11 protein-coding genes are annotated in these 12,544 nt (G+C 63.8%); 3 read left to right on the top strand and 8 right to left on the bottom strand.

Going from position 1 to position 12,544, the window contains the following annotated elements:
- The first annotated feature begins 37 nt into the window (after positions 1–37).
- Entirely contained in the window at positions 38–490 is a 453-nt protein-coding gene (locus tag ACLGL5_RS33510; RefSeq protein WP_019860723.1) for a MarR family winged helix-turn-helix transcriptional regulator, read from the top strand.
- A gap of 3 nt (positions 491–493) precedes the next feature.
- On the opposite strand, the gene ACLGL5_RS33505 is transcribed toward ACLGL5_RS33510, so the two are convergent.
- Positions 494–1,870 carry an FAD-containing oxidoreductase gene (locus ACLGL5_RS33505; RefSeq protein WP_069093004.1) on the bottom strand — a complete coding sequence of 459 codons (1,377 nt, stop codon included), beginning with the start codon at positions 1,868–1,870 and terminating at the stop codon, positions 494–496.
- Positions 1,867–2,328, bottom strand: coding sequence for a DUF4126 domain-containing protein (locus ACLGL5_RS33500; RefSeq protein ID WP_069093003.1), 462 nt, complete (start codon positions 2,326–2,328; stop codon positions 1,867–1,869). Before ACLGL5_RS33500 ends, ACLGL5_RS33505 begins: the two co-directional genes overlap by 4 nt.
- 138 nt (positions 2,329–2,466) lie before the next feature.
- Here ACLGL5_RS33500 and ACLGL5_RS33495 point away from each other — a divergent pair, with 138 nt between their 5' ends.
- A complete protein-coding gene (locus tag ACLGL5_RS33495) occupies positions 2,467–3,024 on the top strand; it encodes a sugar O-acetyltransferase (protein ID WP_038653272.1) in 558 nt (185 codons plus the stop codon).
- Between the two features lie 18 nt (positions 3,025–3,042).
- Here the strand turns inward: ACLGL5_RS33495 and ACLGL5_RS33490 are convergent, their stop codons facing one another.
- On the bottom strand, positions 3,043–4,029 hold the full coding sequence (locus tag ACLGL5_RS33490) for a helix-turn-helix domain-containing protein (protein ID WP_069093002.1): 987 nt from the start codon (positions 4,027–4,029) through the stop codon (positions 3,043–3,045).
- 125 nt (positions 4,030–4,154) lie between these two features.
- Here ACLGL5_RS33490 and ACLGL5_RS33485 point away from each other — a divergent pair, with 125 nt between their 5' ends.
- Positions 4,155–4,799, top strand: coding sequence for a cysteine hydrolase family protein (locus tag ACLGL5_RS33485; RefSeq protein ID WP_069093001.1), 645 nt, complete (start codon positions 4,155–4,157; stop codon positions 4,797–4,799).
- A 69-nt stretch (positions 4,800–4,868) separates the two neighbouring features.
- On the opposite strand, the gene ACLGL5_RS33480 is transcribed toward ACLGL5_RS33485, so the two are convergent.
- The 5 genes from ACLGL5_RS33480 to ACLGL5_RS33460 form a co-directional block, all read right to left on the bottom strand.
- On the bottom strand, positions 4,869–6,548 hold the full coding sequence (locus ACLGL5_RS33480; protein WP_069093000.1) for a formate--tetrahydrofolate ligase: 1,680 nt from the start codon (positions 6,546–6,548) through the stop codon (positions 4,869–4,871).
- 315 nt (positions 6,549–6,863) lie between these two features.
- On the bottom strand, positions 6,864–7,988 hold the full coding sequence (locus ACLGL5_RS33475; RefSeq protein ID WP_019860715.1) for a DUF2333 family protein: 1,125 nt from the start codon (positions 7,986–7,988) through the stop codon (positions 6,864–6,866).
- Between the two features lie 105 nt (positions 7,989–8,093).
- Positions 8,094–9,401 carry a DUF6638 family protein gene (locus ACLGL5_RS33470; protein ID WP_069092999.1) on the bottom strand — a complete coding sequence of 436 codons (1,308 nt, stop codon included), beginning with the start codon at positions 9,399–9,401 and terminating at the stop codon, positions 8,094–8,096.
- Positions 9,402–9,446: 45 nt separating this feature from the next.
- A complete protein-coding gene (locus ACLGL5_RS33465) occupies positions 9,447–11,357 on the bottom strand; it encodes an AAA family ATPase (protein WP_069092998.1) in 1,911 nt (636 codons plus the stop codon).
- A gap of 24 nt (positions 11,358–11,381) precedes the next feature.
- A complete protein-coding gene (locus tag ACLGL5_RS33460; protein WP_038649149.1) occupies positions 11,382–12,527 on the bottom strand; it encodes a hypothetical protein in 1,146 nt (381 codons plus the stop codon).
- Between the last annotated feature and the right edge of the window lie 17 nt (positions 12,528–12,544).

Below are 12,544 nucleotides of genomic sequence, written 5' to 3'. Positions count from 1 at the left end.
ATCGCAACCTAATAGATAGCATGTTATCTTTTTCGCCATGCCCAAGCAAGACCTGGATCGAGCCAGATTTGGCCAACTCGTTATATCAGTCGCCAGGCTGTGGCGGCGCGCGGCCGACAAGGCGCTCGACGATTGCGGCCTGTCGCATGCCACCGCCATGCCATTGGTGATGCTGTCGCGGCTGGGCGACAATCAGCGCCAGGGCGTGCTCGCCGATCACCTCGGCTTCGAGGGGCCATCGCTGGTGCGCATCGTCGACCTGCTGGTCGAGGAAGGGCTGGTGACGCGCACCGAGGATGCGGCCGACCGACGCGCCAAGATCCTGTCGCTTACCGATGCCGGGCGCAGCCGCGTGACCGAGATCGAGCGGCTGCTGGCGGTGCTGCGCGCCGATCTGCTGAGCGATGTCGGCGACGCCGAACTGAGCGGCGCCATGCTTCTGCTCGGCCGGCTGGAGGCGAAGCTGACCGGGCCGGATACGGGGGAATAGACCTCAGGCCAGCGGCTTCAGTTCCTGGGCAATCGTCGGCAGCAGTTCCGAGACCGTGGGGTGGATGTGCGTCGCGCGCGCCAGCGTGTCTACCGGTGCCTTGGCGTACATCAGATCGAGCACACAATGCACCGCTTCGTCGCCGCCGGGACCGAGCACCGAACAGCCAAGGATTTCCCTGGTGTCGGCATCGACCAGGATCTTCATGAAGCCTTGCGTCTCGCCCTTTTCGACGGCGCGGCCGACACGTGTCATCGGCCGCTGGCCGACCAGCGCGCGGCGTCCGGATTTCTTCACCGCCGCCTCGGTCATGCCGCAGCGGCCGAGTGGCGGGTCGATGTAGAGCGCATAGGCCTCGATGCGGTCGCTGACCTTGCGTGGGTCGTTGTCGAGCAGGTTGGCGGCGACGATCTCGTAGTCATTGTAGGAGGTGTGGGTGAAAGCGCCCTTGCCGTTGCAGTCGCCCATCGCCCAGATGCCGGGCACGCTGGTGCGCAGCTGGTCGTCCACGATAACGGCGCCACGCTTGTCGAGGGCGACGCCGGCTCTGTCGAGGCCGAGATCGTCGGTGTTGAGCGTTCGGCCGAGCGCCAGCAACACATGAGAACCGACGGCGGGCGGCTTGCCGGCCGAGAAGGTCACGGCGATATCGTCGCCCTGTTTGGCGAAGCCGATGTCGTCGGCGCCGACATGGACTGTGATGCCTTCATTTTCGAGGATGGACAGGATGGTGGCCGAGACGTCCTCGTCCTCGCGGCCGGTCAGGCGCGGACTCTTCTCGATGACGGTGACGTCCGAGCCGAAACGGCGGAACATCTGCGCGAATTCGAGCGAGATGTAGCTGCCGCCGACGACGATCAGATGGCGCGGCAGGACCTCGAGATCCATCATCGAGGAATTGGTCAGATAGTCTATGTCGTGGATGCCGGGCAAATCGGGCACGGAAGCGCGGCCGCCGGTGTTGAGGAAGATCTTTCCGGCGGTCAGGAGGTCGTCGCCAACGCGCACCGTATTGGCGGATTCCAAGCGCGCATGGCCGCGATAGAGCGTGCATTTGTCCATGCCGGCGATCCAGCTTTCCAGCCCCGTGCGGGAGGCGCCCGAAACCTTGTCCTTGCGCGCCTTGATCTTGGCATAGTCGACGCCTACAGGGCCACTGAGCGTCACGCCATAGTCGGCGGCACGCCGCGCCAGATGCGCGGCATAGGCGCTCGCCACCATCGTTTTGGTCGGGATGCAGCCGGTGTTGACGCAGGTACCGCCGACCAGCTTGCGCTCGATCAGCGCCACGCTCATGCCGGCTGCGTTCAGCCTTCCGGCGAGCGGTGTGCCGGCCTGGCCGGCGCCGATGATGATGGCGTCGAAAGTTTTTGCCGTCATGCCACCGCCGCCACGATCAGCAGGCCGCCGATGATCGCCACCGCGTCCTCGATGAAGGCAGCGGGCGGATCCTTGCCGAAAGCGGCCGCCAGCCGGCTGCGTGCTTCGGCGCCGCCATAAGTGCCGATGACCGCGCCGATGGCGCCGGCGATCAGGCCGCCTATTGTGGCGCCACCGGTCGCGCCGATCACCGCGCCGGTGAAGGCGCCCATGATGATGCGGGCGCCGAACTGTTGCGGCACTTTACGGCTTGGCGTCGACGGCAGCTGGTCGGTGACGAGCTCGACGATGGCCAGGATGGTGAAGATGCCGACTGCGGCCCAATGGCCCATGAAGCTTGCCCAGGTGCCGGCAACCGGCAGCCAGCCGAGATAGGCGCCCCAGGCGACCGCCGCCGGCGCGGTCATTGCGCGCAGGCCGGCGATGACGCCGATCAGAAGTGCAAGAAGATAGAGCATGTTGATCCCCTCGATCACCAGGCCAGGACGGCCTTAGACGGCAGGCTACCATAGGTCCAATATTTGACCAGTACTTGGCTTGGCGCTTTTCTGCTGGCCGCAACTATGCTTTGCAAGGACGTCAATCGGAGACCCGCCATGGCTGGAAGCGAGCGCGCGAAGATGGCGGCCGGCGAATGGTACACTTGCCTGGATGACGAGCTGGAGGCGCTGCGTGCCCTCGCGCGCGACGCGGTGTTCGAGCACAATTGCCTGCCGCCAAGGCAGCGCGGAAATCTCGGGCCGGGCCTCAAGGCATTGCTCGGCGGCGTGGGCGAGGGCGCCCGCATCGAGGCGCCGTTCCACTGCGCCTACGGCTTCAACATTCTTCTCGGCGATGGCGTCTTCCTCAACGCCGGCTGCACCATCCTCGACACGGCAGCCGTGCGCATCGGCAAGGGAACGCTGCTTGGCCCCAATGTGCAGATCTATTGCGCCGAACACCACAAGGAAGCTGCCGGGCGACAGGCGGGGCTGGAGATCGCCAGGCCGGTCGAGATCGGCGCCCGTGCCTGGATCGGCGGCAGCGCCATCATCCTTGGCGGCGTCAGCATCGGCGAGGGCGCCATAGTCGGCGCCGGCGCTGTGGTGACGCGCGATGTGCCTGCAAACGAGACGGTGGTCGGCAATCCGGCGCGACCGGTCAAGCGCGGTTGACGATCTGGCGCAAAGCGGTCAGGCCTGCGCCACCCGTTCGTCCCAATCTACCCGCCGGGAGAATTCGCGCCGATATTGCGCCGGCGATGTCCGGAGCCGCGCGGCGAAATGCTGGCGCAGCGAGGTGGCGCTGCCGAAGCCGGCCTCGAAGGCGACGATGTCCATCGATTTTTCCGTCGCTTCCAGCAGGCGTTGCGCCAGTTCGATGCGCTGGCTGGTCAGCCAGTCGCCAAAACTGGTGCCGATCGATTTCTGGAAGCGGCGTGTAAAGGTGCGCCGTGTCAGGCCGGCGGCCTCGGCGACGCTGTCCAGGCTGTGCGCCTCGCTGAGTGTCGTCCGGACCGCGTCCAGCGCCTGGGTGAAGCGGTCGGCATCCGCGCTCTTTGCCACGGGGCGTTCGATGAACTGCGCCTGCCCGCCCTGCCTGTGCGGTGAGAGCACGACGTGCCGCGCGAGCCGCAGTGCCGCTTCGGCGCCATAACGGGCGCGCACGATATGCAGGCAGCAGTCCAGCCCGGCGGCGACGCCGGCGGAGGTGACGATGTCGCCATCATCGACATAAAGCACGTCGGCATCGACCGAAATGTCGGGATGCAGGACACGCAGCTGGTCCGTATAGGCCCAATGCGTGGTCGCCTTCCGTCCCGAAAGCAGGCCGGCGGCGGCAATGGCAAAGGTGCCGAGGCACAGGCCGACAATCAGCGCCCCGCGCCGGTGCGCGCGGCCGAGCGCTTCGTTGAGCGGCCTGGCCAGCGGGGCTTCGAGATCCTTCCAGCTCGGGATGATGATGATGTCGGCATCGTCGAGCGCGGACGGCCCATGCGGGACAAGGACGCTCAGCCCGGCGTCGGTCCGGATCATGCCTTGCTCGACCCCGCAGACACGGAAGTCGAAGCGCGGCAGGCCGAGCCTCGTGCGATCGGCGCCGAACACCAGGCAAGGCACGGAGAGATGAAACGGGCTGATGCCATCGAAGGCGAGGGCGGCAATGATCGGGGCGGTCATGGGCGTTTCCGGTTCGGAAGCTGTATTGTCCCAATTCTTTCGAATGATGTCAATCGGGCCACTTTTGGCTGCTCATCGAATGGCTTATTTTCGGCCCATCGCATTCAAGCCGGAAGGAAAACACCATGTCTGCCCCCGCCAACACCACACCGCGCCGCGCGCTCATCGTCATCGACGTCCAGAACGACTATGACGGCGGCAATCTGGCCATCCAGCATCCGCCGTTCCGCGACAGCGTCGTCAATGTGGCACGTGCCATGGACGCTGCGACGGCCGCCGGCATCAAGGTCGTGGTCGTCAAGCAGATGGCGCCCGAGACCTCGCCGATCTTCGCCAAGGGCAGTCACGGCGGTGAATTGCATCCCGAAATCGCCAGGCGCGGCCGCGACCACTATGTAGAGAAGATGCTGCCCTCGGCCTTCACCGGCACCGACCTCGAGGCGTGGCTGCGCGCCAACGCCATCGATACGCTCACGGTGGTCGGCTACATGACGCATAATTGCGACCTGTCGACCATTATCCATGCCGTGCATACGGGCTTTGCCGTCGAGTTCCTGTCCGACGCGACCGGCTCGGTGCCCTATGCCAACAGCGCCGGCTATGCCTCGGCCGAGGAGATCCACCGCGTGGTCACGATCATCCTGCAGTCGCGCTTCGCCGCGGTGCTGAAGACCGCCGAATGGACGGAATGCCTGAAGACCGGCGCCTTGCCGGAGCGCGACACGATCTACGCCTCCAACCAGCGGGCGCTGGCGCGCAACGCGGCTTAGGCCGTTCTGCAAACAGAAAGGGCGCCGCATCGCTGCGGCGCCCTTTGGCATTTGGGATTTTGAAGGGTTCTAGAACAGGCCTTCGATCTGGCCCATCTCGTTGAGGAAGATCTTTTCCGAGGACGGCGCCTTGGGCAGGCCGGGCATGGTCATGACCTCGCCGCAGATGATGACGACGAAGCCGGCGCCCGCCGAAAGCCTGACCTCGCGCACAGGCACGGTGTGGCCGGTCGGCGCGCCGCGCAGGTTCGGGTCGGTCGAGAAGGAGTACTGGGTCTTGGCCATGCAGACCGGGAGGTTGCCGTAGCCGGCCTGCTCCCAGGCGTGCAACTGGTCGCGCACCGACTTGTCGGCAATCGCTTCCGAGCCGCGATAGATGCGCTGGACGATGGTGTTGATCTTCTCGAACAGCGGCATGGCGTCGGGATAGAGCGGCGCGAATTGCGAGGCGCCGGATTCGGCCAGCGCCACCACCTTGTTGGCGAGCTCCTCGATGCCGGCCGAGCCGTGGGCCCAATGCTTGCACAAGACCGCCTCTTCGCCCATCGAGGCGACATAGTCCTTCATCGCCTGGATTTCGGCGTCGGTGTCGGAATAGAAGTGGTTGATGGCGACCACCGCCGGTACGCCGAACTGCCTGATGTTTTCGATGTGGCGGCCGAGATTGGCGCAGCCCTTCTTCACCGCCTCGACGTTTTCCTTGCCGAGGTCTTCCTTCTTGACGCCGCCATTCATCTTCATGGCGCGCACGGTGGCGACGATGACGGCGGCCGCCGGCTTCAGGCCCGCCTTGCGGCACTTGATGTCGAAGAATTTCTCGGCACCGAGGTCGGCGCCGAAACCGGCTTCGGTGACGACATAGTCGGCGAGCTTCAGCGCCGTGGTGGTGGCAACGACCGAGTTGCAGCCATGCGCGATGTTGGCGAACGGGCCGCCATGGACGAAGGCCGGGTTGTTCTCCAGCGTCTGCACCAGGTTGGGCTGCATGGCGTCCTTCAGCAGCACGGCCATGGCGCCGTCGGCCTTGAGGTCGCGGGCATAAACCGGCGACTTGTCGCGGCGGTAGGCGACGATGATGTCGCCGAGGCGCTTTTCCAGATCCTTCAGGTCGGTGGCAAGGCACAGGATGGCCATGACTTCCGAGGCGACGGTGATGTCGAAGCCGGCCTCGCGCGGGAAGCCGTTGGCGACGCCGCCGAGCGAGCAGATGATTTCGCGCAGCGCCCGGTCGTTCATGTCCATGACGCGGCGCCACACCACGCGGCGTGTGTCGATGCCGAGCTCATTGCCCCAGTAGATGTGGTTGTCGATCAGCGCCGAAAGCAGATTGTGGGCGGTGGTGATGGCGTGGAAGTCGCCGGTGAAGTGGAGGTTCATGTCCTCCATCGGCACGACCTGCGCGTAACCGCCGCCGGCGGCACCGCCCTTGACGCCGAAATTCGGGCCGAGCGAGGCTTCGCGGATGCAGACGATCGCCTTCTTGCCGATGCGGTTGAGGCCATCGCCGAGGCCGACCGTGGTGGTGGTCTTGCCTTCGCCGGCAGGCGTCGGGTTGATGGCGGTGACCAGGATCAGCTTGCCGTCCTTGTTGCCCTTCACCGATTTGATGAACTCGGCCGAGATCTTGGCCTTGTCGTGGCCATAGGGCAGCAGATGTTCGGTCGGGATGCCGATCTTCTGGCCGATCTCCTGGATCTGCTTTTTCTTGGCGGCGCGCGCGATCTCGATGTCGGACTTCACTTCGGCCATGACGGCTTTCCTCTGGATTGAACGGTGGAGGGGACGGGGTTGATCTCTATCGCAAGCAGGTTGGAACCGGGCGCGCGGGCATGTTCTAACCCTGTCGCTGCCGTGGCGTCAACTTCCATGCAACTATGTTTCCTATAGAGAAAATTTCTGTGCGGCCGGCCGACCTGTCCTCGGTTCTTTCTGGCTCCGCTTGCCGCGCCGTATAGAAGCCAGAGCGGCGGCGTTTCCGCCGTCTCAAAACAGCCGCACAATGCACGGAATGCGACAGAGGCGACGGCGCAAATTTGCCATCGCTGGAACCGCCACAACCGAACGCTACTGCGTCAGGACGTTGCTGATTTCGACCATGTTGGAGCGCACGCGCAGGATGTAGAAGCCCATCGTCGTCAGATGCGTCGGCAGCAGCCAGCCATCCTCGCGGCCATTGGCGATGATGAACGGCTGTATGCGCAGGGCCGAGACAAATTGCGCGTCCATCGTGTCCCACAGGCTCTGCAGGTGCTTTTCCTTGATGACGTCCTCGAAGTCGGCCTGCGCGCCCTTCATCAGGCCATAATAGGCATAGAGCTGGCCATAGGCGAACCAGTAGCGGTCGTCGGCGCGCGTATCGAACCAGCCATTGTTGTGGTTCTCGGCACGCTCCTTGAGGATGGCGGAGGTCGAGCCAATGTCCGATGCGATGCGGTCGATATATTGCTTCAGATTGTCGGCGCGGGCATCGAAAGTGGCCTGGCAGGTGGCGAGGCGGGCATTGAACGAGCGCAGCTTGCGCACGGCGTCGCGATAGTAGCTCGGGGTCGGCGTCTTCGGGCCGAACGGGCTTACGCCGAAATACCAGGTGTATTCGTCGAACTGCAGATTGCCGCGCGCATCCTGCAGATCGGCATCGATCTGCGAGGTCGTGCGGACGCGGCCGAGATTGTCGGCGAGTTCGGTCGCCGTGCGCCGCACCGCCTGGTTGATGCCGCGCTGGAACGACGCCTTGTTGTCCATCCACGGCGTGTTGTCCCAGTCGATGCCGAACAGGCCGAGCTTGTAGAGGATCATCGACGAGATCCAGGCATTCTGGTTGACGTTGAAGTCGGTCAGGTCGGCCGCGATCTGGGCAATGCCGGAGTTGCCGCAGGTCTTGGCCGTGTCGGTGCCGGTGCCGGCGGCCACCTGCTCGCCGGCGGAAACATTGCGCTTCTCGAACGTGTAGGTGTCCGGATAGTTCGGGTTGAAATTGTTCCACCACTGGGTGGCATAGAAGAAGTTGGCGTAGAGGCCGATTAGCACCAACAGGGCCAGGCCGAGCACGGCCTTGAGGATCCAGCCACGCTGCGTGTACCAGCGGCCGGCCCATAGGAACGGCCACAGGATGGCGCCAATCAGAAGGCCAATGCCGCGGCCGATCCACTGGAAAATCCGGGTGAAGAAATTGACGATCGGATCGAGCATGGCTGTGTCACCCCCTCAAAGCATGATGCCAAAAAGTTGCAGACTTTTTGGATAACATCATGCGCCAAAACAACAAGTTAGAACGAAATGACAGCTCATTTCGTTCTAGTCAGTCAGGCCGTAGAGGCGTGTGCGAAACGCCACCTTGTCCTTCAAATATGTGGTTTTCAGAACGTCCACAACATGCGATCTCCAGGCGTCGCTGAAGCCGTCATAGTCCTTGTAGAAGCCCTGCTTGTTGAAGATGTAGCGCGAGACAAAGTCGCTCGGCACGAAATCCGAGATCAGCCGGTTGGTCAGCCAGGCGTCGGGATGGTCTGGCTTGGCGCGGACCACAAGGAAGCGCTGCTGCGGGAACACATCCTCGATCTTGAGATGGCCAAGCTGGGCGATTTCGCGCTTGGCGGCGTTGAGGAAAGGGAAATTGCCGTCCTTGGTGATCAGGTCGGCATGGCTCTGGATCCAAGTCTGTAGCCAGACCTTGTCGACATCGGTCAGGTTGCGGTTTGGCTCGGCGTCGCGGATCAGCGCGCGCACCACCATCTCGGCGCGGTGCTCGAGATAGCCGGACGCTTCGATCCAGGAGGCGCGCGGCAGTTCGATGCGGCCGGTGCTGGCCAGGAACTTGAAGACCTTGTCGGCGTCGTTGATCGAGAGATAGCTCACCTGCCACGGCCGCGAGCGGCGAAAGCCCGGGGCCGCCGGATCGCTGATCACCGTCGTCATGTCGGGATCGACGAACACGTAGAGCCCGCCGAAATGGCTGGTCCAGTAGGCATTGTGGCGGAAGATCACCTGGTCGGGCACCAGCGCGTTCTCGCGGATGTCGCCGCAGATTTTCGCCAGCTCCACCATGCGGGTCAGCATGGCGTTGTCGCGCCAGGCGTCGGGCTCCTGCCTCAGCCGGTCGACAAGCTTGCCGAGTTCAGCGGCCTTGCCCAGCACGTCCTCGGCCGACAGCACCTTGAACTCAACCTGGTTGATCGACAGCAGGTCTTCGATGTCGTTCACCTTGGGAACGGAATCCTCGATCTCGCCGTAGATGACGTCCTTGATGGTCAGCGCGTCGATGGCGCGCTGGTTCTTGGACATGAACTCGAACATCAGCTGCGAGGTGTTGGAGAAGGCCGTGTGCACCACCGGCAGGTCGATCTGCGACGGCGTCAGGATGATGAAACGGCGATTGACCTCGTTGGGGTCGAGATAGTCGGGGTCGCCGCATTCGTCGGCGATCTCGGGCGAGAAGCCGGTGCGGTCGATCTGGAAGCTCTTCAGCTTGGTGGGAGGCAGGCCGAAGGCGGCCAGCGCCTTGTTGTAACGCTGGATGAGATGCGGCTCGTCGACGGTGAGCAGACGGCCATAGATGAGTTCGTTGTCGCGCAAGAGGTCGGTTTTTTTGGCGGGGTGGCTCATCTTGCCTTCTCCCCGTTCGCGGGGAGAACGAAAGGCCGGTGTGGCTCACGCATTCCAATTGCCCTTCTTCTTCATCTCCTCCATCTCGCGCGCCGCCCGCTCGCGCAGCCGCGCGTCGCGCAGCAGCTTTTCCACGGCGGCGTCGTCGGACTTGTCGGAATAGCGGAACTCGGAATCGGCGTAGCGGTTGATCTCCTGCATGACCATGTCCATCGAGAACGGACCGCGCAGTTCCTCGATCATGGCTTTCTTCTCGTCATAGCTCTTGTGCATGAAGGCTTCCGGCTTCTCGAACCAGTCGTCGGGCAGCTCAATGTCCATGGCGCGCATCTTGATGGCGTCGGTGACGTTCTTGATGGCGCGGCCGGTGAAGCGCGGCTCGGCGTCCTTGATTAGGTGCAGGTAGGTGCCGATGTCGGCCATGGTCTTGGGCGCGCCATTCTCCTTCATGTAGCGCTCGTAGACCTTCATCAGGCCGTCCTCCTGCGGCTTCTCATGCTCCTCATAGGCTTCCTCGACAGCGCGCTGGATTTCCTGCGCGGCGTAGAGTTCATGCTTGCCCAGAGGGATCTCGTGGTTCTTGCCGGCGAGCAGCACGAAGATGTCGATATAGTCGTCGCGGGTCTGCGGGCCGTCGACCAGCCAGCGGGCGCCGGCGCGCTGGCGCAGCGCGTCGTCGACATTTTCGGGATAGTTGGAGAACATGCCGAACGAGCAGTTGCCGCGCACCACGGTTGAAGCGCCGGCGAAGGCGTCCATCAGGACGCCGGTGATCTCCTGCTGGCCGGCAGAGGCGCGGTCGTCGGAGCGGCGCGCCGCCACCTGGTCGATATCGTCGATGGTGCCGAAGCCGATCACGCGCGGGTTGAGCACATTGTTGATGAACTGGCGGCAGTTCTGACCCGATTTGCCCTGATAGGACGAGATCTGGTCGACGCCGAAATTCTCGTAGGCAAAGGGATAGCCGGCGACCTGGCAGTAGCCATTGACCAGGCCGGCGATCATCTGGATCAAAGTCGTCTTGCCGGTGCCGGGCGCACCGTCGCCGATGAAGGTGAACAGGAAGCCGCCGAGTTCGACGAACGGGTTCAGCTCGCGCTCGAAATCATAGGCCATCAGCATCTTGGCGAGCTTGACCGACTGGTACTTGGCGATGTGGTTGCCGACGACTTCTTCCGGCTTCTTGAAGGTCATCACCAGCGGCTTCGACCGCTTGCCGGGCGCGACGTCGAAGCCGTCGAGGGTGAAGTCGTCGGCATCGATGCGGACATGGGCGTTCTCGAACGGGCCGATGCCGTCGAAGCGGCCTTTTCTGGCCAGCAGTCCGTCAATGGCGACGCGGGCGAAGGCGCGTGCCCTGGTCGCCAGGTCGGCATCGTCCTTCGAGCCCGCGATCGCCTTGTCGAGGCCCGCGAGGATCGACTTCACCGCATCCTGCGGCGTGTCGAAAAGGAAGTCGGGTTCGGGGATGTCGTTGGGCGCCTCGCCGTCGCTGTCGATCAGCTGGAACAGGTAGGATGCCAGGCTGAAGGCCGAGATGTAGGCCGACGCTGAGAGCAGCTTCTTGAAGGTCGACGCCTCGTCGCCCTCGAGCGGGGCGCGGGCGTTCTTCGCCTGCAGGCTTTCGAGGTCGGAGCCTTCGGCGAAGACATCCGATATGGCGAGCGCAATCGCCGTACCGCGCCGGGCACGAAACAGAAGCGTGTGCTGCGGGATGGTCAGCAGCTGGTCGTCGGGATGGACGGCGCCGACGGTCCTCGACAGCTCTACCTCGCGCGTGCGGCGCACCGAGCCGACCGAGACGGTGGAGACGAAGCGGCGGTTGGTGCCGGCCAGCGCCGTGCCGGATTCGCGCGACGGGTCCTCCAGCACGACGATGCGGGTGATGAAGCTCTGCGCGGTGGCGCGGTGCTTCTCGATCGCCGCTTCCGGGATGGTGGTCAGGCCGGTGTCCATGAAGGATGCTCCGTGGTGTTACGGTCAGACGTCTGAAATGACCTGTCCGTTCGACAGGATGTGGACCTTGTAGCCGCCAAAGATCTTCTGTGCTTCGCCGGCGGCGTAGAGCGCCTGGTAGGCCTCGTGCGGGATCAGTGCGTGGTTTTCGTAGCTCGACACGCCCTGGCGCGCGGCTTCCAGGTCGTCGGTGTTGATGAAGAATTCCTGCGTCGTCTTCTCGCTGGAAAACAGCCCCTTCCGGCCGGGCTTCTCGCCCTTGGAATAGACCTCCTGGATGGTCCAGGTCAGCAGCCAGGCGTTTTCCGGCTTGCGCACCTTGGCCAGCACTTCGGTCACCGTCGAATTGTTGTCGGTAATGCCCGCGGAATAGAACGGGCCAAGCACGACGCGGCGCAACTGCTTGGGGTGCAGCGGCTCGAAATCCTTGTCTAGGTTTACGGCAATCGTCGCCGGCGAAAGCGTGTAGGCGGAGTTCTTCTCGGTGAAATCGTCGAAACGGTGGGCGAGCTCGGGATTGAGCAGGCCGTCGACCGGTAGCGGGATGTCGACCTTGTCGTTGAGCTTGCCGTTCCGGTCGACGAGCTGGCGGACCATGTTCTCGGAGGAATCCTCCACCGTCACCATGTAGACCAGCGGCAAGTTGGCGCTGCCGTCGAAGGTCGCCCAATGGACGAGATAGTAGGGCAACGCCGTCTTCGGATTGACCGACACCTTGGCCGTCTGCGCCAGCGTGAACGGCCCGAAAGTCTGCTCGCTCTTGACGTCCTCGAGATAGAGACGCTCGGCCATCGACTTCTGCAGCGCCTCGGGGAACTCCTTGTGGCGCAGGATGAAGTCGGCCATCTCCTCGCGCAGCTCTCCGGCCAGCGGGATGTTGGCGAGCCGGCTGTCGGCCTGGCGGCGGTCGTTTTCCAGTTCGAGCAGGTTCTGGAACACCGGAAAACCGCTTTCGGCGCGCGAAATGCGGAACGTGTCCATGAAGCCCAGCCGGTTGCGCCAGCAGCCAAAGGACTTGTCGAGCCGGGCGATGTATTCGGCAACGATCTTGGCGACGATGCCGTGCCGGTAAAGCGGCGAGCGGTCGTCGCGCATGAACACTTCAAGGCCGCTGAGCGCGGCCGTGATTGCCGAGAAATACCGCGCCGCCGCGTCGTTTTCGGGGGTCATTCTGTCAGCCCTGGGAT

It is taken from the genome of Mesorhizobium sp. U510, from assembly GCF_059180695.1.
This window is presented reverse-complemented; position numbering and strand designations above follow the sequence as displayed.

What these genes read in the sequence shown, in the direction of transcription:
- ACLGL5_RS33510 (WP_019860723.1), top strand. Translation starts at nt 38, where the DNA reads ATGCCCAAGCAAGACCTGGATCGAGCCAGATTTGGCCAACTCGTTATA.
- ACLGL5_RS33505 (WP_069093004.1), bottom strand. Translation starts at nt 1,870, where the DNA reads ATGACGGCAAAAACTTTCGACGCCATCATCATCGGCGCCGGCCAGGCC.
- ACLGL5_RS33500 (WP_069093003.1), bottom strand. Translation starts at nt 2,328, where the DNA reads ATGCTCTATCTTCTTGCACTTCTGATCGGCGTCATCGCCGGCCTGCGC.
- ACLGL5_RS33495 (WP_038653272.1), top strand. Translation starts at nt 2,467, where the DNA reads ATGGCTGGAAGCGAGCGCGCGAAGATGGCGGCCGGCGAATGGTACACT.
- ACLGL5_RS33490 (WP_069093002.1), bottom strand. Translation starts at nt 4,029, where the DNA reads ATGACCGCCCCGATCATTGCCGCCCTCGCCTTCGATGGCATCAGCCCG.
- ACLGL5_RS33485 (WP_069093001.1), top strand. Translation starts at nt 4,155, where the DNA reads ATGTCTGCCCCCGCCAACACCACACCGCGCCGCGCGCTCATCGTCATC.
- ACLGL5_RS33480 (WP_069093000.1), bottom strand. Translation starts at nt 6,548, where the DNA reads ATGGCCGAAGTGAAGTCCGACATCGAGATCGCGCGCGCCGCCAAGAAA.
- ACLGL5_RS33475 (WP_019860715.1), bottom strand. Translation starts at nt 7,988, where the DNA reads ATGCTCGATCCGATCGTCAATTTCTTCACCCGGATTTTCCAGTGGATC.
- ACLGL5_RS33470 (WP_069092999.1), bottom strand. Translation starts at nt 9,401, where the DNA reads ATGAGCCACCCCGCCAAAAAAACCGACCTCTTGCGCGACAACGAACTC.
- ACLGL5_RS33465 (WP_069092998.1), bottom strand. Translation starts at nt 11,357, where the DNA reads ATGGACACCGGCCTGACCACCATCCCGGAAGCGGCGATCGAGAAGCAC.
- ACLGL5_RS33460 (WP_038649149.1), bottom strand. Translation starts at nt 12,527, where the DNA reads ATGACCCCCGAAAACGACGCGGCGGCGCGGTATTTCTCGGCAATCACG.